Source organism: Aeromonas sp. CD (genome assembly GCF_033349375.1).
Classification (GTDB): Bacteria; Pseudomonadota; Gammaproteobacteria; order Enterobacterales; family Aeromonadaceae; genus Aeromonas; species Aeromonas hydrophila.
In genome coordinates, this window is the sequence record NZ_CP137631.1 from 3224873 (window position 1) to 3246437 (window position 21565).

Annotated in this window: 19 protein-coding genes and 1 riboswitch; of the genes, 3 read left to right on the forward strand and 16 right to left on the reverse strand. The window is 60.1% G+C overall.

Annotated elements, in window-relative coordinates; genetic code table 11:
* Positions 1–44: 44 nt before the first annotated feature.
* Positions 45–1466 carry a sigma-54 dependent transcriptional regulator gene (locus tag R2E40_RS14980; RefSeq protein ID WP_029303977.1) on the reverse strand — a complete coding sequence of 474 codons (1422 nt, stop codon included), beginning with the start codon at positions 1464–1466 and terminating at the stop codon, positions 45–47.
* Between the two features lie 278 nt (positions 1467–1744).
* Positions 1745–2614 (reverse strand): DUF2726 domain-containing protein, encoded by an 870-nt coding sequence (locus tag R2E40_RS14985; RefSeq protein ID WP_318163758.1) that lies wholly within the window; start codon positions 2612–2614, stop codon positions 1745–1747.
* Between the two features lie 211 nt (positions 2615–2825).
* Between R2E40_RS14985 and R2E40_RS14990 the strand changes: the two genes are divergently transcribed.
* The 3 genes from R2E40_RS14990 (at position 2826) to ppx (ending at position 6963) form a co-directional block, all read left to right on the forward strand.
* On the forward strand, positions 2826–3338 hold the full coding sequence (locus R2E40_RS14990; RefSeq protein ID WP_318163759.1) for a glycine cleavage system protein R: 513 nt from the start codon (positions 2826–2828) through the stop codon (positions 3336–3338).
* A 75-nt stretch (positions 3339–3413) separates the two neighbouring features.
* On the forward strand, positions 3414–5483 hold the full coding sequence (gene ppk1, locus R2E40_RS14995; protein WP_016351316.1) for a polyphosphate kinase 1: 2070 nt from the start codon (positions 3414–3416) through the stop codon (positions 5481–5483).
* Complete coding sequence (gene ppx, locus R2E40_RS15000) at positions 5473–6963, forward strand: exopolyphosphatase (protein ID WP_318163760.1); 1491 nt, start codon at positions 5473–5475, stop codon at positions 6961–6963. The genes ppk1 and ppx overlap by 11 nt, the downstream gene beginning before the upstream one ends.
* A gap of 77 nt (positions 6964–7040) precedes the next feature.
* Here the strand turns inward: ppx and mgtE are convergent, their stop codons facing one another.
* The 14 genes from mgtE to R2E40_RS15070 all read right to left on the reverse strand — a co-directional run bounded on the left by mgtE (position 7041) and on the right by R2E40_RS15070 (position 21552).
* On the reverse strand, positions 7041–8384 hold the full coding sequence (gene mgtE, locus R2E40_RS15005; protein WP_318165565.1) for a magnesium transporter: 1344 nt from the start codon (positions 8382–8384) through the stop codon (positions 7041–7043).
* Between the two features lie 120 nt (positions 8385–8504).
* Positions 8505–8674: riboswitch (M-box (ykoK) riboswitch) on the reverse strand.
* 213 nt (positions 8675–8887) lie between these two features.
* Positions 8888–10096 (reverse strand): flagellar hook-associated protein FlgL, encoded by a 1209-nt coding sequence (flgL, locus tag R2E40_RS15010; protein WP_318163761.1) that lies wholly within the window; start codon positions 10094–10096, stop codon positions 8888–8890.
* 4 nt (positions 10097–10100) lie between these two features.
* On the reverse strand, positions 10101–12101 hold the full coding sequence (locus R2E40_RS15015) for a FlgK family flagellar hook-associated protein (protein ID WP_318163762.1): 2001 nt from the start codon (positions 12099–12101) through the stop codon (positions 10101–10103).
* 3 nt (positions 12102–12104) lie between these two features.
* Positions 12105–13196: a flagellar assembly peptidoglycan hydrolase FlgJ gene (flgJ, locus tag R2E40_RS15020; RefSeq protein WP_168967043.1), complete on the reverse strand. Its 1092-nt coding sequence runs from the start codon at positions 13194–13196 to the stop codon at positions 12105–12107.
* Between the two features lie 44 nt (positions 13197–13240).
* On the reverse strand, positions 13241–14338 hold the full coding sequence (locus tag R2E40_RS15025) for a flagellar basal body P-ring protein FlgI (RefSeq protein WP_253626220.1): 1098 nt from the start codon (positions 14336–14338) through the stop codon (positions 13241–13243).
* An 8-nt stretch (positions 14339–14346) separates the two neighbouring features.
* Complete coding sequence (gene flgH, locus R2E40_RS15030; protein WP_253626364.1) at positions 14347–15018, reverse strand: flagellar basal body L-ring protein FlgH; 672 nt, start codon at positions 15016–15018, stop codon at positions 14347–14349.
* 14 nt (positions 15019–15032) lie between these two features.
* Positions 15033–15821 carry a flagellar basal-body rod protein FlgG gene (flgG, locus tag R2E40_RS15035; RefSeq protein WP_253626221.1) on the reverse strand — a complete coding sequence of 263 codons (789 nt, stop codon included), beginning with the start codon at positions 15819–15821 and terminating at the stop codon, positions 15033–15035.
* A 14-nt stretch (positions 15822–15835) separates the two neighbouring features.
* Entirely contained in the window at positions 15836–16582 is a 747-nt protein-coding gene (gene flgF / locus R2E40_RS15040) for a flagellar basal-body rod protein FlgF (protein ID WP_011706640.1), read from the reverse strand.
* Positions 16583–16684: 102 nt separating this feature from the next.
* On the reverse strand, positions 16685–17647 hold the full coding sequence (locus R2E40_RS15045) for an IS1595 family transposase (RefSeq protein ID WP_318163763.1): 963 nt from the start codon (positions 17645–17647) through the stop codon (positions 16685–16687).
* Between the two features lie 110 nt (positions 17648–17757).
* Positions 17758–19092, reverse strand: coding sequence for a flagellar hook protein FlgE (gene flgE / locus R2E40_RS15050; RefSeq protein ID WP_318163764.1), 1335 nt, complete (start codon positions 19090–19092; stop codon positions 17758–17760).
* A 10-nt stretch (positions 19093–19102) separates the two neighbouring features.
* Complete coding sequence (locus tag R2E40_RS15055) at positions 19103–19831, reverse strand: flagellar hook assembly protein FlgD (RefSeq protein ID WP_318163765.1); 729 nt, start codon at positions 19829–19831, stop codon at positions 19103–19105.
* Between the two features lie 15 nt (positions 19832–19846).
* Positions 19847–20266 carry a flagellar basal body rod protein FlgC gene (gene flgC / locus R2E40_RS15060; protein WP_011706643.1) on the reverse strand — a complete coding sequence of 140 codons (420 nt, stop codon included), beginning with the start codon at positions 20264–20266 and terminating at the stop codon, positions 19847–19849.
* The gene (flgB, locus tag R2E40_RS15065; protein WP_011706644.1) at positions 20266–20664 is read right to left on the reverse strand and encodes a flagellar basal body rod protein FlgB; all 399 of its coding nucleotides are present in this window, start codon (positions 20662–20664) and stop codon (positions 20266–20268) included. Before flgB ends, flgC begins: the two co-directional genes overlap by 1 nt.
* A 63-nt stretch (positions 20665–20727) precedes the next feature.
* Positions 20728–21552 (reverse strand): CheR family methyltransferase, encoded by an 825-nt coding sequence (locus R2E40_RS15070; protein ID WP_011706645.1) that lies wholly within the window; start codon positions 21550–21552, stop codon positions 20728–20730.
* Positions 21553–21565: the final 13 nt, after the last annotated feature.

Genomic DNA, 21565 nt, shown 5'->3' on the forward strand with positions numbered 1-21565 from the left:
ATATAAAATCAAAGCCTTGAAGCTGGGCGTCAAGGCTTTGACCCTTATGCTTCCTTGCTCATCCCGTATTTTTTCATCTTCTCCACCAGGGTGGTGCGGCGCATGCCGAGCAGGTCGGCGGCGCGGGCCACTACCCCGTCCTGGGACTCCAGCGCCTGACGGATCAGCTCCACCTCCAGGTCGGCCAGCATCTCCTTGAGGTTGACCCCCTCCTCCGGCAGCTGCATGGCGCGGGCGTGGCTGGCGGGCAGATCCAGCTCGGGCGGATCCTGGAACACGGCGGCCAGTGCATCGCGCTCGTCCATCTCGGTCAGCCGCTCGTCCCGCGGCTCGCACGGCAGCAGACGATAGCGGCTCGGCAAGTCAGCCACGTCGACGATCTGCTGCGGATAGAGGATGAGCAGCCGTTCCAGCAGGTTGGATAGCTCGCGTACGTTGCCGGGCCAGGGGTACTGCATCAGGGATTCCATGGCGCGCTGGGTCAGGCGGATCATCCCCTGATGCAGCTCGGCATGGCGGTTGAGCAGCTCCTGCAGCAGCAGCGGGATGTCGTCGGCCCGCTCCCGCAGCGGCGGGGTCTCGATGGGGAAGACGTTGAGGCGATAGTAGAGATCTTCACGAAAACCCTGGGTACGGATCATGGCTTCCAGATCCCGGTGGGTGGCCGCGATGATGCGCACATCCGCCTGAATGGGCTTGCCGCCGCCAACCCGATCAAACAACCGCTCCTGCAGCACCCGCAGCAGCTTGACCTGCATCGGTAGCGGCATGTCGCCGATCTCGTCGAGAAACAGGGTGCCCCCCTGTGCCAGCTCGAAGCGGCCGCGCCGCGCCGCGATGGCGCCGGTGAAGGCCCCCTTCTCGTGGCCGAACAGCTCGCTCTCCAACAGCTCCGCCGGAATGGCACCACAGTTGATGGGAACAAACGGCCCTTGGCTACGGCCAGAGAGTTCGTGGATGGCGCGCGCCACCACCTCCTTGCCGGTACCCGACTCACCGAGGATCAGCACGTTGGCATCGGTCTCGGCCACCTGGCTGATGAGCCGACGCACCTCCTGGATCCCCTTGCCCTTGCCCACCAGCAGCCGCAGCAGCGCCTGCCCCTTGTCGTGGGTCTGCTGACGGGGATGGAGGGAGACGAAGGCCTGGCAAAAGTGCAGATGGCGGGTCAGGGATTCGTAGGTGAAGGGCGCCTCGGCCACCCCGATGAAGTTGCTGTTGGGGAAATCGGCCTCCACCAGCGACAGGAAAGGCACCCGGGGGAATCCGGTCAGCAGCTCGCCCAGCGGGCGGCCGTTGAGGGAACCGGTCAGCACCCCCTGCAGCGGGCCGGATGACTCGATGGCCACATCCAGATCGCCCTCGGCAACGTCCTGCCAGGGGATCCCCATGAACGAGAGAACTGTCCCCAACTGTTGGCGCCGCTGCGCATCGGCGTCAACAATCAACACTCCCATTGCCATCATATCCATCCCTCTATTCTCGACGTAACTTATTGTTTTATTGTGCTTATGTGGTCAAACCACGCACTTTATGCAGGATGCACAAAGTGCCAAAATTCCGACGCATTGTCAAAATTTGTCGCATTTCACCTAAGTTTATCGACCCAACGGCGCAACAAGATAAATTTTGTCGCCTCTTTTTTTGGGTACGGTGGGCAGGTAGCGGGCAAGCAAGAGAGGCTGGAACACGAGCAGATGCACCTGTTTGCGGCCGGCAGCAGGCCGCAAACAGGAGGTGGGGATCAATGGCGAGCGTGAGTATGGGGTGCGGCGTAGCGACACTCGGGGAAGCGGCTGCAGGCCAGGAACAGCCGGCCGGCATGGGGGCCCTTCTTGGCTTCCCGCTCCACCAGCGGCGCATCACAGCGCGGACAGTGCGGCACCTGATGGGGATACTCTTCTTCCTCATCCTCTACCTCGGCAAACAGATTCTCCACCAGCTCGGCGTCGGCCGCCGGCAGCGGCGCACTGCGTGGCGATACGATCGCCTTGATGGGGGCCACGGCCGGGGCACGACCGCCATGGCGAGGCTCTTCCACCTCGACCCGATCCAGCTGCAGGGGACTGAAAGTGGGCTCGCGGCGATCCCCTGGCAGCAGATCCTCATCCGGAGCATGGCGGGGACCGCTTAGCAACGGCAGGATCTGTTCGCGCAGCTCCTCGACCTGATAATGGCTGCTTGCCGGGATCTGCAGCAGCGGCAGACCAGCGCTGTCAAAGGCCGCCTTGAGGAAACTGTCGCGCACCTTGCGCTTCTGGTGGCGATGGGAGCTGTCATCGAGCTCGATGGCGCAGATGAAGGAGAGATCGGAGGGGTGGCAGAGCAGATAGTCCACATGCTTGGCGCTGATCTTGTTGAACGCCTGCTGCCACTTGCTCTTGCCCATGCCCGTCTCCGGCGTCAGCACATCGGCCACCCGCACCTTGGCAAAGACCCGGGCCTGGTCGCCGACCGCCAGATCCAGTACGCCGAGGAAGGAGCGCTCGGCGGGGCTGAACAGGGTCTCCTGCAGATCATAGGGCAGCGCCTTGCCCTTCTTGCCCCTGCTCCAGAAGATCGCCAGCAGCAGCAACACCAACAACACCAATCCCGATACGACAAGGCTATTCATACGCGCACATCCCGTTCACAAGAGCTATCCGGTTCACAATACAAAACAGGGGCATCACTCTACCACGGTGCAGCGGGCGCAGGCAGTGCAGAAATGGCGCCAACCCCCTCCCGGCGGTGCTTTTTCGCCATATTTGCGGTGGGCGGGGCTTCATATGGCCTGTGACAGCAGGCACAATGCTACGGAGTACCCATTTTCCAAGGAGAGCAGGATGCAAAAGCAATTGGTCGTGACCGTGATAGGCGCTGACAAGCCCGGTATCGTCGAGAGTCTGGCGGACGTCATCACCCACCAGCAGGGCAACTGGCTGGCCAGCTCCATGAGCGAGCTGGCAGGACAATTTGCCGGCATCCTGCACGTGAGCGTGCCTGACGAACACTACCGCAGCCTGTGCGAGGCGCTGGTGATGCTGCCCGGCCTCACCGTCAGCTTCGCCGAAGGCCAGCTCAGCCAGGAGCCGGAACGGCAGGTGATGGTCAGCGTCACCGGCAACGACCGGGCCGGCATCGTCCACGAGGTGGCCAGCATCCTGCGTCAGCTCAACGTCAACGTAGCCGACCTCACCACCGGCTGCGAGCCGGCCCCCCACTCCGGCGCCCCGCTCTTCTACGCCCACGCCCTGGTGGCGCTGCCGCCCCGACTCGAACTGGGGGATCTCATCAGCGCGCTGGAGTCGCTATCGGACGATCTGGTGGTCGACATCGATCAGGCCATCATCGACTGAGCGGATGGTCATCAATCTGTCATATTTCCACGCCATAACTGCCGCGCAGACGCGACCTGACCACAGAGGCATCACATGAGCACCGACAAGCAGTATGAAGAGAAGGAGCTGAGTTGGCTCTCATTCAATGAACGGGTGTTGCAAGAGGCAATGGACAAGACGGTCCCGCTCATCGAGCGGGTCCGCTTCCTCGGGATCTTCTCCTCCAACCAGGACGAGTTCTTTAAAGTGCGGGTGTCGGACGTCAAGCGCCGCATCCTGATCAACGAAGTGCACGGTGGCGACGACGAGGCCAAGGTGCTGCTGCGCGCCATCCAGCAGAAGGTAATGGCGCTCGGCGAAGCGTTCGACAACACCTACAAGGAGCTGTTGATAGCGCTGGCCCGCCACAACATCTTCCTGGTCAACGAGTACCAGCTCTCCGAGTCCATCCAGCAGTGGCTGCGGGTCTTCTTCAAGGAGAAGGTGCTGCGCCACATCATCCCGATCCTGCTCAACAAAGAGGTCAACCCGGTCAAGTTCCTGAAAGACGAGTACACCTATCTGGCCATCGAGATGAAGAAGAACGGTCAGGTGATCCAGTACGCGCTGGTGGAGGTACCGACCGACGATCTGCCCCGCTTCTTCCAGCTGCCGCCGGAAGGCACCCGTCGCAAGAAGCAGATCATCATCCTCGACAACGTCATCCGCTTCTGTCTCGACGAGATCTTCAAGGGCTTCTTCGACTACGACGAGATAGCCGCCTACGCGGTCAAGCTGACCCGGGATGCCGAATACGATCTCTCCGACCAGCTGGATTTGAGCCTGGTGGACAAGATGAGTGATGGCCTGAAGCAGCGCCTCACCGCCATGCCGGTGCGCTTCGTCTACGAGCGGGAGATGCCGGCGGCCATGATCAGCTTCTTGAAGCTCAAGCTGCAGATCAGCTCCTACGACGCCATCATGCCGGGCGGCCGTTATCACAACTTCAAGGATTTCATCGGCTTCCCCAACGTGGGCCGGGACTATCTGGAAAACCCCAAGCTGCCGGCGCTGGATTGCCGCGATTTTGACGGCTTCGTCAACGCCTTCGACGCCATCACCAAGCAGGACATACTGCTCTACTACCCGTACCACAAGTTTCACCACTTCACCGAGCTGGTACGTCAGGCGGCGTTCGATCCGGCGGTCAGCGCCATTCGCATCAACATCTACCGGGTGGCCAAGAAGTCGCGGATCATCCACTCCCTCATCGACGCCGCCAACAACGGCAAGAAGGTGACCGTGGTGGTGGAGCTGCGCGCCCGCTTCGACGAAGCGGCCAACATCGACTGGGCCAACATCCTGACCGATGCCGGCGTCAAGGTGGTGTTCGGGGTACCGAGCCTCAAGATCCACTCCAAACTCTGCCTCATCACCCGCCATGAGCAGGGTGAGGCGGTGCGCTACGCCCACATCGGCACCGGCAACTTCAACGAGAAGACGGCGAAGATCTATACCGACTTCTCCCTGCTGACCCGCCACCCGGACATCACCGCCGAGGTGGAGGGGGTGTTCGAGTACATCGAATATCCCTATCGGCGCTACAAGTTCAACCACCTGCTTGTCTCCCCCATCAACAGCCGCCGCCAACTCTACCGGCTCATCGACAACGAACTGGCCAACGCCAAGGCGGGCCAGCCGAGCGGCATCACCCTCAAGATCAACAACCTGGTGGACAGAGACCTCATCAACCGGCTCTATGCCGCCGGTCAGGCCGGGGTGCCCATCCAGATGATCATCCGCGGCATGTGTGCCCTGCGTCCGGGCGTACCGGGCCTGAGCGACAACATCCGGGTCATCAGCATCATCGACCGCTTCCTCGAGCACCCGCGGGTGATGGTGTTCCATAACAAGGGCAATCCCCAGCTCTATATCTCCAGCGCCGACTGGATGAGCCGCAACATCGACGGCCGCATCGAGGTGGGCACCCCCATCTATGACGAGCGGCTCAAGCAGCGCATCCTCGACATTCTCGAGCTACAACTGAGTGACACCTGCAAGGCGCGGGTCATCGATGCCGACCAGAAGAACGAATACGTGAAGCGGGGCAACCGCCGCAAAATCCGTTCCCAGGTCGCGATTTACGACTACCTCAAACGCATAGAGTCAAACAATGGACAATAGCCTGTACGCCGCCGTCGATCTCGGCTCGAACAGCTTTCACATGGTCATCGCCCGCCTCACCGAAGGACGGCTGCAGATCGTCGATCGGCTCAAGGAGCGGGTCCGGCTGGCAGAGGGGATGGACGGCCAGCGCCGCATGTCTGCCGAAGCCATGACCCGGGGCCTCGACTGCCTCGCCCTGTTTGCCGAGCGGCTGACCAACATCAAGCCGGATCAGATCCGCATCGCCGGCACCTATACCCTGCGCCGTGCCAGCAACGCCCGCGAGTTCGTGAGCGAGGCGGCCAAGGTGCTCAACCACCCCATCGAGATCATCAGCGGTCAGGAAGAGGCGCGCCTCATCTATCAGGGGGTGGCCCATACCCAGCACATCGAGGGCCAGGTACTGGTGGTGGACATCGGCGGCGGCAGCACCGAGCTCATCATCGGCGAGGGCTTCGATCACAAGGCGCTCACCAGCCGCAAGATGGGCTGCGTCAGCTTCACCCAGAGCTTCTTTGCCAGCGGCAAGCTGAGCGAGAAGGCCTTCAACAATGCCGTGCTGGAGGCCCAGCACCAGCTCGCCCCCATCATCAACCAGTACCGCAAGCTGGGCTGGCAGAGCTGTCTCGGCAGCTCGGGTTCAATCCGCACCGTGCGCGATGTGTTGCAGGGGGAAGAGTGGACCGATGGCGCCATCACCCTGGCAGGGCTGGAGCGGCTCAAGCAGGAGATGCTCAGGCACAAGCGGGTCAGCGATCTCAAGCTGGCCGGCCTCACCGAGGAGCGTCAGGAGGTATTTGCCGCCGCGGTGGCCATCCTGCTCGGGCTCTTCACCTCCCTGCCCATCGAGCGGATGGACTATTCCGATGGCGCCCTGCGTGAGGGGCTGCTGTACGAGTTCGAGGAGCGCCTGCAGCACCACGACATTCGCGAGCGCACCGCCCTGGCACTCTCCACCCATTATCGCATCGACAAGCGTCAGGCTGGCCGGGTCGAACAGAGCGTGCTGACCCTGTTCGATCTGCTCAGCGGCCCCTGGGAGATGCCGGAGGAGCCCTATCGCGCCATCCTAGGCTGGGCGGCGCGACTGCACGAGATCGGCCTTGCCATCAACTACAGCGGCATTCACCGCCACTCCGCCTATATCCTGCAGCACACCGACCTGCCCGGCTTCAACCAGGACGATCAGGCCCTGCTGGCCGCGCTGGTGCGCTTTCACCGCAAGGGGCTCAAGCTCTCCGAGCTCCCTTCTCTGCCCAATCACGACGAACAGACGGTGCTGCGCTGCATCCGCATTCTGCGCCTCGCGGTCGCCGCCCACCACCGGCGCCAGGACAACCTGCTGCCCGATTGGCATGTGCAGGCCGCCGGCGATCAGCTGGTGGTCACCCTGCCACTGGACTGGTGCGACGAGAACAAATTGCTGATGCAGAATCTGGAGAAGGAGCACCGCTACTGTCAGGAACAGGGCTGGCCACTGCTGTTCCAGCTCGGCTGACGCCGATGCAGCGAGACAAAACGGCGAAACAAAAAAGGCAGCCCACGGGCTGCCTTTTTTGTTTTCGGGATGGCGGCTTACTGCAGCTCGGGCAGCAGCAGCTTGGCGATTTCGAAGTAGATGATAAGACCGGTACCATCCACCAGAGTAGCGATGAAGGGGGCGGATACCACGGCCGGGTCGATGCGGAAGCGACGCAGCACCATGGGGATCACCGAAGCGACGGTGGCGCTCCACAGCACGATGGCGATGATGGTCAGGGTAACGACCATGCCGATCTCGGGACCAACCCCCAGGCTCCAGGCCCGTACCCAAGCGGCCAGCGCGATGGCGGCCGAGATGAGCAGACCGGTGGAGATCTCCTTTTTCAGCACGGTGCCGAGGTTGCGCAGGCTCACCTCCCCGACCGCCATGGCTCGCACTATGGTGGTGGTGATCTGGGTACCACTGTTGCCGCCGGTGCCGATCAGGAGCGGAATGAAGAAGGCCAGCGCGATGGCCGCTTCCAGCTGCTCCTCAAACGCCCGCAGCACGGTACCGGTATAGGCTTCAGCCACGAACAGGATAAGCAGCCAGCCCACCCGCTTGCGCCACAGTTGCCAGGGAGTCGCCTGCAGATAGGGAGTGTCGAGCGGCGAGGAGCCACCCTGCATCTCCGCATCCTCGGTGGATTCGAGCTCCAGGATGTCGGCGGCATCGTCCACGTGGAAGATACCCACCAGCTTGCCCTGATCCTCGACCGGCAGGGTCGAGATGTCGCGGTCGATCAGCAGGCGGGCGGCCAGTTCCTGATCTGCCCGGGCGTTGATGCGCACCGTCTCCCGATCCATCAACTCGCTCACCGGCAGTTGCGGGTCGGCAATCAGCAGGGACTTGAGCGAGATGCTGCCAAGCAGGCGGTGGTCGTTGTTGACCACATAGAGGTTCTGGAACAGCTGGGCGTTGTCCCAGGCATCGTGGATCAGCTGCTTGGCGCTGCCCACCGTCTCCTGATCACCGATGGCCAGGAATTCGTGGCGCATGTTGGCGCCCACCGATTCGGTCGGCCAGTCGAGCAGGGAGTAGAAGGTGGACTGCACCTGCTCCGGGAAGCGGGCAAGCAGCATGGTACGATCACTGCTGCCCAACCGGCGCAGAATGGCCAGCATGTCGCGACGGGGCATGGCCCCCTGCAACACGCTGACGATGCTGGCATGCAGCCGCATCAGCAGACGCCCGGCACAGTCTGCCGAGAGCGAACTGAGCAGCGCCGCCCCCTCGGCTGTGGGCAGGGTATCGAAGATGCAGTTGAGCTCTTCCGGACGCAGGCTCAGCAGCTGATCGGCACGCTGAACCGGATCCAGGTTGTGCTCCAACCAACCCTGCAGGGCAGCCAGATCGAGCAGTTGATGACGATTGAGTAGAGTCTGTGTTTTCTTCATCACAAATGACCTCATGTGATTTCAGGCAAGCCTGAGCGCGAACGGTGATCCGTCGCCGTCTGAAAGAAAACAGCAATTTGATTGACGAGTAATAGGCAGGAAATGACGCCGTCCGGCGTGTCATCATCCCCACGTACCAGCTTTAGCACTGCATAACGTATCCGGCATGCCGGAAGCCACTTGGGTTTACACCTTAATCCGATGAAAACTGTCCTGATCTTGGGCGTCTCTGGACGTCGTGAGATCAGTGGCCTGTGTTTATACAGGAGCCTCGCCTAACGAGATGCTGCAAATATGCGCACAACCCTCTGTTGTGCGGGCTGCATGATTATCGAATGCTCAATAGGAGTCAACCCGTCGCAATGTGCTAAATAGCCTGTGGCAACAGCTTGTTACAATTGGCCGGCATGGGGAGTTGAATGAGGATAAACGAATGGGAAAAACAGGGGCCAAGTGGTAACCATCGCTCGCAGCCACCAGGGCCGCGAGCGATAAGTGACCGGTCAACGAATGTAGTCGAACAGGGTCAGCTTGCTGATCTTGCTGAAGGAGAGCTGGGTGGCGCTCAGCGCCGCATCCTCTTTTGACAGGGTGGCAATCACCTCATAGAGATCCGCCTCGGAAACCTTGGCCCTCGCCTGCTGGTTCAAGGTGCTCAGCCCTTCGTTCGAGCCCATCACCTGCTCCAGCCCGTTCATTCTGCCGCCAATCTCCCCCAGCCCCTGATCCACGTTCAGCCGGGCATTCTTCATGTGGGCGGTGGCATCCGCCACCTTCAGCTGGAAGGTATCCGGCGTGATGTTGGGATCCCGCAGCGCCGTGATGAAGTCGGACATGCCATCGAGGATGTTGTTGTTCTGGGGCGGATCCAGCACGAAGTTTTGCGCCGCCCCCCCTGCCGGCAGCGACAGGGTCAGCTCCAGCCCGTTGAAGGGGATCTTGTTGCCTGCCACATAGTCGCCGCTTTGCAGCAAAGCACCGCCGCCATCCCTGATCTCATAGGTATCCGGCGTGCCGGCAATGGTGTTCACCGTATACTGGTTGCTGGCAAGCGAAGGATCGTAGTTGTTGCGATAGAAGCTGTCGAAGTTGCCCTGATCGGCCACCCCGACCTGAATATTGGCGCTCCCCGCGCTGCTGGTTCTGCGGGTCGGCACTATCTCGAACAGATTGAAACCGGAATCGTTGGCAGGGATCTGCACCGTCGGCGACACCTGAATGTTGCGCTGGCCGGTATCCCCCTGAAAGACATAATTACCGCTGGCATCCTGAATGAACGGCTGGGTCTTGCTCTGATTGCCGCCGAAAATGTATTCGCCCTGGGAGTTCTTGCTGTTCATCAGGTCGAACATCTGCTTTTGCAGCCCCTCCAGCTCGCTGGCAATCGCCTGGCGATCCTCGTACCCCACCGCCGAGTCGTTCGCCTTCTGGATCAGGGTCTGGGCACTGGTCATGGCGGTGTTGAGGGCGGTCAGCACCGTCTCCTCGTGGCCCAGGCTGTTTTCCAGCAGGCTGCCGTTGACCCCGTACTGCTTGAACAGATCGATCTCCTTGGTCAGCGCAAGCTTCTGGCTCATGCCGGAGGGATCCTCCCCCGCCGACTTGAACTTCTCCCCCGTCATCAGCTGCTCGTAGGCCGTGCTCAGCCGCTCGTTGGCACTGTTCAGCGAGGAGATGTTGCGGTCATAGACCATGTTGGTGGTGATACGCATCGGTTTACCTCACGGATGACAGCAGGGTGTCGAAGATGGTCTTGGCGGTGCTGACGATCTGGGCGGAGGCGGCATAGGACTGCTGATAGCGGATCAGGTTGGCCGCCTCCTCCTCCAGACTGACGCCGGAGACACTCTCGAAAATCCCCCTGCTCTGGGTCAATTTCGTTTCATCGGCCTTGAGCTGGCTCTTGGCCTGGCTGGTGGTGTTGCCCACCCCGGTCACCAGGCTGGAGTAGGCCTCGTTGAAGGTCATCTTGTCGTTGCTGGTGCCGGCATTGCTGCTCTTGCGCACCAGATCCTTGTTCTGCAGCTCGGCCAGCGCCAGGCCGTTGGCGTTGTCGGCAAAGCCGTCGGTGTTGTAGCTCAGGGTGAAGCTGTCATTGGCCTCCACCTTGCCGGTGATGCTGAACTCGTAACCCGGAGTCTGGGTCGGGGTGGCATAGACCTTGGGGCCGCCCAGCGGATTCTCGAGGGCCGCCATCAGGTTCTGTCCCTTGCTCGCGGCCGGCGCAACCCCGATGAGGGTGGTGCCATCGGCGGCATAGACCTCGTAGTTGCCGCTGCCGTCTATCTTCACTACCTGGGGTGAAGCCGGATCCAGGCTGTTGGTTCCAAAGCCAGAGCCGGTGCCGGTATTGGTAATGCCATTGAGCTTGATCTCGCCCGAACCGAAGTTGTTCTTGCCTTTATCGGCCTTGAGCGGCGATGCCAGCGCCAGATCTTCGGCCCGGGTAACCAGCTGACCCAGGCCGGCTGCCGCCCGCTTGGTGGGTTGCAGCAGGATCCGATCCCCCGCCGCCGGGGTGCCAGAAAGATCAAACTGGATGCCGTGGCCCGCTACCTGCACAGTGGCGGGTGGCGTGGTGCCGGTGGCCAGCGAGGTGCGGTTGCCATCCTTGTCCACCGAGAACACCTCGTAGCCGGTGGCACTGCTGAACTGCACCTCATAGTCGAAGGTGGTCACTTCCGTCCCCTTGCCGGGCACGAAGCTCACCTTGGCGGCAGCGTTGCCGGTGTTCTGGCTGTAGGCCAGACCATCGCTCGTACCGAGAGAAAAGAGATCCCCCCCCAGCTCGTTGTCCAGATCCATCCCCAACCGGTTTTGCTGGTTCATGGCATCGGCCATGGCGGCCGCCAATTGACCCAGCTCGCGCTTGGCCGGTTCCAAGTCGTTACGAGCGGAGAAAAGTCCCCCTATCCCGCCGCCTATGTCCTTGTCATTGAGGGTAATCTTGTTGGGGTCCATGACCAGCTGCAACTCAGATTCACGAGAATCTGGATTGCCCGGCACCACGCTGAGCTGGGCAACGCTGCCGTTGAGCACCAGGGAGTGGCCTGTGCTCATGTTGACCAGCATGCTGCCGTTGGCCTGTGGCACGGTGCGGATCTCCATCTTCTCGGAGAGCTGGCGAATGGCCTCGTCACGCTGGTCGAACAGCATCAGGTTCTCTTCCGGCGTGCCCTGGGTGCGAATGATGGCCTGGTTCAGATCGTTGATGCTGTTGATCAGGCTGTTCACCCGCTTGGCCTCATCCTCGATAGTGGTGTTGATGGTGTCGGTCTGCTTGTCCAGCTGGGCCGACAGGGTGTGAAAGCGGTTCACCATGCCACTCAACCCACTTAAAGTCGTCTTGCGACCAGAGATATCGGCCGGGGCTTCGTTGGCGGTATGGAAGCCCTCGAAATAGGAGCTGATGGCGGCGCCGACGCTGTTGCTGGTGTCACCCAGCAGGCTGTCGGTGTTGGCGAGCTGCTGATAACGGGTGGAGGAGGCATAGAAGGCGGACGTGTCGCGCCTGACCTCTCCCTGGGCATAGGCGTTGATGACCCGCTCGGTCAGCATGTCGCCGGTCCCCAGTCCGTTGGCATTGGTATAGATCAGGGTCCGTTCACGCACATAGCCCTGGCTATTGACGTTGACGATGTTGTTACTGGTGGTCTGCAGCAGTCGCTGCTGGGCCATCACACCCGAGGTACCAATTCCAAGCAGGTCGCTTGCCATGACTTACAGCTCCATTTCTGTATTGTTGGTCGCGGAGTAGCCGGCAATGGCATCACTGCGCAATACCTGTTTCAGTTTCCTGGCGTAGTGCGGGTCGGTGGCGTATCCAGCCTGTTGCAAGGCTTCGAAATAACGGTCCGGACTGTCCACCTTCGCCAGGGCTCCCTTGTAGCGGGAACCCGAGGTCAGGAAATCCACATAGTCGTTGAAGCTCTCCTCGAACGACTCGTAGGAGCGAAACGCCGCCTTCTGGCGCGATGCCACTCCTTTCTCGTATTCCAGGGTGCTGACCACCGTCTTGGGCCCTTCCCAGCGCGGATCGGCCTTGATGCCAAACAGGTTGTGGGTCACCTGCCCCTCCCCGTTCTTGATCACCCGCTTGCCCCAGCCGCTTTCCAGCGCCGCCTGGGCCACCAGCACTGCCGGACTCAATCCCAGCTTGTCGGCCGCCTTCTTGGCCAGCGGCATCAGCCGGTTGACAAACTCCTCCGGGGTGTCAAACACCTGGGTCGTTTCATCGAGCGCCTTGGCGCTGCGAATGCCGTGCCCCACTTGCGCAGGCCCCATGGGCGGTATGGTGCGGCGACTGCGATGAGCCGTTGCCAAAGGCTGCACATCGCCACTCATCTCTTTGTCAGCAAAATCTTTGCCAACTTTTGAAGCTGAGATGAGATCGTTGGCGGCCGAGGTGGGCGGTTGGTAGGGTTTATAGACCCGCTCGGTACGCTGCGGCATCTTGAGCACCCGCCCGTCGTGATGGGTAAAGGTCTCCGGCGAGAGCTGCTTGGCCACCATGGCAGCCAGGCCGATACCGCCTTTGCTCGACATGTCGGCGACCCGCTGTTCGTCCAGCATCCCCTCATAGAACTGGGTGTAGCTGCTGTTGAAGGGGCTGTCCTGGGTCAATACCTGGTTGGCCTGGCGCATGCTTTGAAACAGGGTCTGGGTAAAAATGGACTCAAACTGACGAGAAGCCGCCATGAGCGCATCCGCCTTGCCTTCCTTGCTCTGGCTCAGCTGGCGCAGGCGATCCAGGTTCTGGATATCCTGCACCATGCCCAGATTCACGCCGCTGTTGGTATCTAACTCTGCCATTTTGCTTACCTCATTGCCGCCCGTGGCAACCCCTTGCCGCTTTATTACAGTATGACCAGCTGGCCTTCGATGGCGCCGGCCTGTTGCAGCGCCTCCAGGATCGCCATCAGATCGCCGGGAGCCACCCCGACCTGATTCACTGCCCGCACCAGATCATCCAGGGTGGCCCCGGTATCCAGCTTGAACATGCGTCCCTGCTCCTGCTGCACGTTGATGGTGGAGTTGTTGGTGACCGCCGTCTGCCCGCCGGAGAGCGGATTGGGCTGGGACACCTGCTGATTTTCCGCGATGGTGACCGTCAAGCCGCCGTGGCTGATGGCCGCCGGCTTGAGCCGCACCTGGCTGCCGATGACGATGGTGCCGGTACGGGAGTTGACGATGATCTTGGCTGCCTCGCTGGCCGGATCTACCTCCAGGTTCTCGATGGTGGCGAGGTAGGAGACCCGCTGGCCCGGGTCCCGCGGTGCGTAGACCTTGACCGAGGTGGCATCGAGCGCCTGCGCCGTATTGGGGCCGACCAGATCGTTGACCACGTCCGCCAGCCGGCGCGCCGTGGTGAAGTCGGGGCGGTTGAGGTTGAAGGTGATGGTATCCCCCTGGCTGAAGGAGTTCGGGACTTCTCGCTCCACGGTGGCCCCGTTTGCGATACGGCCCACGGTCGGGGTATTGATCACCACCTTGGAGCCGTCGGCCCCCTCGGCACCCAGCCCGCCAACCACCAGACTGCCCTGCGCCACCGCATAGACCCGGCCATCCAGCCCCTTGAGGAAGCTTTGCAGCAGGGTACCGCCGCGCAGGCTCTTGGCCTCACCGATGGCCGACACTGTGACGTCTATGGTCTGGCCCGGCTTGGCAAACGGCGGCAGATCCGCATGAATGGCCACCGGCGCCACGTCCTTGATCTTCGGCTTGATGTTGTCCGGCACCTTGATGCCGAAATTGTTCAGCATGGTGCGAAAGGTCTGCTCGGTGAAGGCGTTGCTCTTCTCACCTGTGCCCGGCAGACCGACCACCAGACCGTAGCCGATCAGCTGGTTGCTACGTACCCCTTCCACCGAGCTGATGTCCTTGATCCGGGAGGCATGGGCCATCCCCAGGGGCAACAGGCAGCAGAGCAGGGCAGCAAGACGGAGCGACTTCATAACACCTCCTAGAGCGGCCACCAGGGACCATTGAAAAAGCTGGTGAGCCACCCCTGTTCCTGGCTATTGGCCAGATCACCGGTGCCACCGTAATGGATGCGGGCATTGGCCACCTTCTGGGAGGAGACGCTGTTGTCAGTGGTCACATCCTCGGGGCGGATCATGCCGGTGATCCGGATATATTCGTTGCCGTTGTTGAGCATGATCCACTTCTCGCCGCGCACCAGCAGGTTGCCGTTGGGCAGTACCTTGGCCACGCTGACGGAGATGTTGCCCTGCAGGCTGTTGCTCTGATCCGCCTTGGCCTGTCCCTTGAAGGCACCGTTCTGGCTGAGGGAGGCCGACAGATCATAGGGGCCGGCCGTCACCGGCACACCACCCAGCATCGCCGTGTTCATCGTCAGCTTGTTGTCCTTGCCGCTCTGGGTATTGGCCTTCTTGGAGGCGGAAGTGGACTCGGCCAGCTCGATGGTGATGATGTCTCCCACCTTGTGCGCCTTGATGTCCGAATAGATGCCGTTGACCTGATCGGGCTGGAAGATAGCACCGGTCGGTCTGACCGAGACCGGCTCCGACTCCCCGTAGACGGGGGCAAACTCGGGATCATCGGGCTTGGCGGTATTGGGCGTACTGCTGCATCCCCCCAGCGCCAGCAGTCCCAGCATCCATATGGCTTTCATCATGCGCCTCCTACTTATGTGCGCTGGATCAGGAAGGACATCATGCCGTCCACCGCCGAGAGAACCTTGGAGTTCATCTCGTACACCCGCTGGGCCTGGATCAGGTTCACCAGCTCTTCGGTCACGTTGACGTTGGAGGTCTCCAGCATGCCCTGCTTGATCACCCCAAGCCCGTCCGTGCCGGCCACCCCCTGAATGGGAGCACCGCTGGACTGGGTCTCGACAAACATGTTCTCCCCCATGGGCTGCAGGCCCGAAGCATTGACGAAGTCGGTGATGTTGATCTGGCCGATGACCTGGGAAGCGCCATCGCCCTTGAGCTGTACCGACACCTGGCCATCCTCACCAATCGTCACGCTCTGGGCGTTCTCGGGGACCTGGATTTCCGGCTGCAACGGATAACCGTTGCCCGGCGTGACAATGGTCCCTTCATCGTTGAGGGTGTACTGGCCGTTGCGGGTATAGGCGGCGCTGCCGTCCGGCAGCTGGATCTCGAAGTAACCACGGCCGCTTATCATCAGATCCAGCGAGTTGTCGGTGGTTTGCACGTTGCCCTGGCTGTGGTTCTTCTGGGTGGCCACCACCTTGGCACCGGCCCCCAGCATCAGGCCGGAGGGCAGCTCGGTGTCGGCCGATGAACGGCCACCGGGCTGGTTGATGTTTTGATAGAGCAGATCCTCGAAGATGGCCCGGGATTTTTTGTAACCCACGGTGCTGGCGTTCGCCAGGTTGTTCGAGGTAACCGAGATATTGGTCTGCTGTGCATCCAAGCCGGTCTTGCTGATCCAGAGTGCAGGGTTCATGTAAAACTCCTTGGTTAGCTGATACGCAGCAGCTGGGTTTGGGCCTCGTCATTCTCTTCCGCGGTCTTCATTATTTTGACCTGGGTTTCAAACTGACGTTGCAACCGAATAAGGTTGGTCATTTCATCGACCACATTGACGTTGCTCCCCTCGAGGGAGCCGGCGATAAGGCCTACAGTGGCCGACGCCGCTTCATTCTGGCCATCCTTGCGACGAAACAGGCCGTCCTGCCCCTTCTCCACCGCATCCACCGCCGGATTGACCAGCTTGATGCGCTGGAAATTCTCCGGCAGATTGGCGGCGGCCCCTTCCGGACGGCCACTGATGGTGCCGTCCCGGTTGATTTCAATTTTCTCCATCGGCAGCGGTAGCACGATGGGTTGACCGCCGTCGTCCACCACGTTCAACCCGGTGGAGGTTTGCAGGTTGCCGGTCGCGCTCAGCTGCAAATTGCCCATGCGGGTATAGGCTTCACCGCCCTTGGGATCCTGCACCGCAATCCAGCCCTGGCCGTCGACGGCAACGTCAAGATCCCGACCTGTGGTCATCAGCATGCCATGCTGCAGGTTCTGGCCAGGCCGCTCCGCCATGGCGAATACCCGGGTGGGCAACCCCTCGCCAAACGCCTGCATGCTGCGCGCCTGCTCGAAGTCGGACTTGAAGCCGGTGGTATTGGCGTTGGCCAGGTTGTTGCTTCGAACAGCCAGGCTGTTCATGCTCTCCTTGGCGCCCGACATGGCGATGTATAGCAGGTGATCCATGGGATCCTCCGTCAAACTGATGACTCTGACAGAGGAAATGCAATTTGAATGCCAATCCCCATTACCTCGGGTCGCCAAGGCGGCAAATCCCCATGAAAAAGGCTATGTCCCAATTACGTGTTGCATGGGGCGCCCCAGCGCCTCATGCAAGCAGCGTGAGATATTCACTTCCCGCCCATAGCGCTCCAACATCCTGCGCCAACCCAGATAATTCCTCAGATAGTGGGTCGCTACCCCATGGAACCGCTCCATCCACTCCTTCAATCGCCTGTGGTACCCGTTCACATGTTGGATGTGATATGCACCCACCACCCGCTCTCCCGCTCGATTGCGCACCACTTGGTGTGTTATCCCTTGCCCCTTGCTGAAACTCGCATACACCCCGGCACCATCGCTGCACAGGACGGCATCCGGGGCGATAAGCGGCTGAAGCACTGCCTTCACCGCCCTGGCATTCAACTGTTCCAACTGGAAGTCAGCCAGGTGGCCTGCCCGGTCTTGCACCACCATCACCGGGATGTAATCCGGTCCTGTGCCTCGGGTACGGCCTTTACCTCCACGATGGCGGGCCGGGCGGGGCAATCCGCGCTGTCCTTTGAACGACTCCAGGAAGAAGGTCTCATCGACCTCGACAATACCCTCTTCCCGTACCGCCTGGTGGCTGGCCATGGCCTTCAGGAAGCGGTGACGCCACAAAAAGGCGGTGTTTTTACCGACCCCACAGCGGAGCGCCGCCTGCCGGACGGTCAGACCGTCGATGAGGGCCTGAGCATAGTCTTCCCAGCATTGTGGCTTGCGAAGTCGGGCGAGAGGCGTGTTGGTGAGCACGGAACTGGTGCGCAGACACTGCTTGCAGCGATAACGGCGCAGCCCTCGAGACCAGCCCCATGGAGCCAGCTGTGTGGCCTCGGCCTGGCAGTGAGGGCAGCATTGGCATGCGGGAAGTTGAGTGGCCAACGAGGTGATGGGGTGAGGGGTGGTGAGTTCCTGTTGCGCGAGACGACGCTGACGCAAAGTGAGCAATGGGAAGAGGGACAGTAGATGTTGAAAGGCTTGGGTATCCATGATGGCGGCCCTCAAGGTGATGACCTACTTCAAGGTTAGCCTTTCAACACATAACTGGGACAGAGCCATGAAAAAGGGCGCCGAAGCGCCCTTTGTTAACAAGAGGGTGATTAGCGGATCTGCAGTATGGTCTGCTGCAGGGAGCTGTTCACTTCCAGCGAACGGGAGTTGGCCTGGAAGTTGCGCTGCGCGGTGATGAGGTTGACCAGCTGAGAGGTCAAATCCACGTTGGATTGCTCCAGCGCGGAGGACTTGATGCTGCCCAAGGTGCCCGAGTTGGGGGTGCCGGGCAGCGCATCGCCAGAGAGCAGAGATTGGCGCCAGGAGGTATCACCGACCTGGGTCAATCCTTGCGAGTTGGCGAATTTGGCAAGTGCCACCATGGCAACCTTCAACGTCGTCGCATTGCTGTAGGTCGCTGACACAATACCGTCCGGCGTAATCTCAACCTTGGTCAAATTACCAACGGTGGCACCATCCTGAGTCAGTTTGGTGACGTTGAAAGGTGAGCTGTATTGAGTCACATCACCGAGACGGATCTCCAATGTTTGAGTGGGATCGGCACCGTTGGTGATAATCCCGGCCGCAGTGCCAAGGGTGACGGTTTTGATCGGATCTACTGGAACAGTCAGCGTGGGATCCAATTTGCCGGCGGAGGTAAATGTCATCTGGACACCGGTGGGGACGCCTGTGGCTGGGCTGGGTGAGCCACCGGCGATATCGATGGGCTTATCCCCCTCATACATGTACATGCTCCAGGTACCCGGTGTCAGCGGTGTTCCTGGGGCAGCCGGATCCTCATGGCGGACAAAATATTTGGTGATCACGTGGGGGGCCCCCAGCGAATCATATATCGTCACCGAGGTTGAGTGAGCAAAGGTGGCTGAGTTGGTGTGATCAAACGCAGTCGGTGACGTTGGTTTGGTTTTCGACTCGATACTCAGGTTGAAACTGGCTTCCACCAGCTCGGTCATTTTTGGCTCACCCGCCCGATCCGGTATTTGAATCGGTTTGGTGGCGTTGATGCTGACCGCCTTGGGCGTCCCATCCGTGTTGATTTCATAACCTTGCAGATAGTTGCCCTGATTGTTGACCATATAGCTGTTTTCATTCAGCTTGAAGGCGCCGGCTCGGGTAAAGGTACGATCCAGATTGGTCAGACCGTCCGAGGTCACGAAGAAGCCATTGCCCTGGATGGACAAATCAAGGGCGTTGTTGGTGAATTGCAGCGCCCCCTGGTGAAACTGCTGTGCCACCGCCCCCGTCGCCACACCGTTGCCGACCTGGGTCTTGGCATTGACGAAGATGGAGTTGGCGTAGACGTCCGCAAACTCGGCACGAGACTCTTTAAAACCCGTGGTATTGACGTTGGCAATGTTGTTGGCGGTAACGTTCAGATCTTTTTGTGCCGCGTTGACACCGCTCAAGGCATTGTTAAATGACATATCCAGCTCCTTAGATCGATGCTGTTGGCGTGGTGGTTGATGGTGTTTTCACCGTACCTGCAATCTGCAAGATACTGTTCAAGCTTGTTGTACCGAGGCCTTTCAAATTGAGCTGGGTCGGATTGCTTGCCGTACCCAGGATCACGCTGTCGACCTTGCCGTAGGCAAAGATCGGCACACTCTCCGACTTCCCGTCCACGGTACCGTTTGCCTTGAGAGTGTATTTGCCCTCTTTGGCCGGGTTGCCGTCCTTGTCCTTGCCATCCCATACAATCTCGACGTTCCCCTTCTGATCACCTTCCAGCGGAAACTCCTTGATGACCTGTCCGCTCTCGTCTTCGATGGTGATCTTGACGTTCGAATACTTGTTTTCTGTACCCACTGCGACCACACCCGGCAAAGAACCATCTTTTTCCAGGTAGCCGACGTTGCTCTGCAGCAACACGTTTTGCCCCACCAGTGCCGATGCCTGCAGCGCCTGGCTGGAGGTCATCAAGGTATTGAGGCTGCCAATCTGGTTGGAGAGGCTGCTGATCCCCTGGGACGTCGACATGGAGGTCATCTGGGAAAGCATCTGGGCGTTGTCCACCGGCTTGAACGGATCCTGATAGGAGAGCTGCATGGTCAGCAACTTCAGGAACGACTCCTGATCCAGCTCCTTCTTGGGCGCAGTGGTCGTACCCGTGGTCTGGGTGGTCGTGCGGCTGATGCCGTTCACGCCACTGGTTGTATCTGCCATCTATGCGTCCCCCTGTCAGGACTTGCCGAGGTTGAGCGTCTGCTGCAGCATCTTCTTGGCAGAGTCTGCAACCTGCACGTTGGTTTGATAGCTGCGCGAGGCGTTGATCATGTCCGCCATCTCTTCCACCATGTTGACGTTGGGTTTGAAGATGAAGCCGTCTTTATCCGCCATGGGGTGGTTGGGGTTGTACTCCTTGAGCAAGGGAGCCTCGCTCTCGACAATCCCCTTTACTTCAACCCCTGCCGACGCCTGCTTGTCCGACATGGCCTGATCCAGCTGGGCGGCAAAAATTGGCCGCCTGGCATGGTAAGTTTTTTCCACGCTGGAGCTGACACTGTCGGCGTTGGCCATGTTGCTGGCTACCGTGTTGAGGCGAACAGACTGTGCACTCATGGCCGAGCCTGCAATGTCAAAGACCTTGAACAAACTCATCACTGTTCTCCTTTCAAGGCCTTCAGCAGGCCGCTGATCTTGCTGTTCATAAATTCAAGGGAGGTCTGGTATTCAAGGCTGTTGCGCAAGAACTCGCTGCGCTCCTGCTGCACGTCCACCGTGTTGCCATCACCGGTATCGGGCTGCAGGGGATTGCGATATTGCGTAACGCCTGGGGCATCCATCTGCAGAGCGAAATGCTTCTCACTGGTCGTGGCAAGGCCAAAGCCCTGTTGTTGCTGGGCCTCTTCCAATGCTTGCGAGAAGTTGATATCCCGAGCCTTGAAGCCCGGCGTGTCCGCGTTGGCAATGTTGCTGGACAACACCTCTGCACGCTTGGAGCGAACGCTCAGCGTGTATTGATGAATACCAAATGCCTTGTCGAATGAAATTGCCATAGCACACCTCCTGCTTGATAAATTGTTAGCAAGAGGTGTGCCAAAGAGGGATTTAAGCGGGGATCATTTAACCTTGTAGACGATGCCGGGGTTGCACCGGATCATCTCGAACCTGTCGGTCAACCCGGCCAGTGACTCGGAAGCCCCCAGCATCAGATAGCCGCCGGGATTGAGGCTGGCAGCAAACTGGTTGAGGATCTTGGACTTCACTTCCGGTGCAAAATAGATGAGCACGTTGCGACAGAAGATGATGTCGAACTTGCCAAGCAGGCTGTAGCTTTCCAGCAGGTTCAATGGCCGGAAGGTGGTCAATTTTCTGACACGCTCCACCACCCGCATCTTGTTGTCACCATAAGGTTCGAAGAACAGCTTCTTGCGCTCTGGCGACAGACCGCGAGCCAGCGCCAGACTGTCGTACACCCCTTCCTTGCACTGGTTGAGCATGGTGCTGGAGATATCAGTCCCGACGATCTGCACCCCACCTGGCAAGGTGCCCGGTTTCTTGACCTGCTGTTCCAGCGCCGTCATGGCAATAGAGTACGGCTCCTGCCCAGAAGAGGAGGCCGCAGACCAGATCTTGATCGGTCGGCCACTCTTGCCGAGCTCCGGAAATATCTTGTCCGTCAGCAGCTGGAAGGGGTAAGTATCGCGAAACCACAGGGTTTCGTTGGTAGTCATGGCATCAACCACTGCCATTTTCAGGTCACGCTCACGCACACTCATCGCTCGAGTAACCAGATCAGACAGACTCTCAATACCAAACTGAGTCATCAAGGGTGAAAGCCGACTCTTGACCAGATACTGTTTGTTGTCACCCAGCACGATTCCGCTCTGTACCGCCAGAAAATTGCTGAATTGTTTGTATAAGTCGTCCGAAAGTGTCTTCATGCAGTTTGTTCTT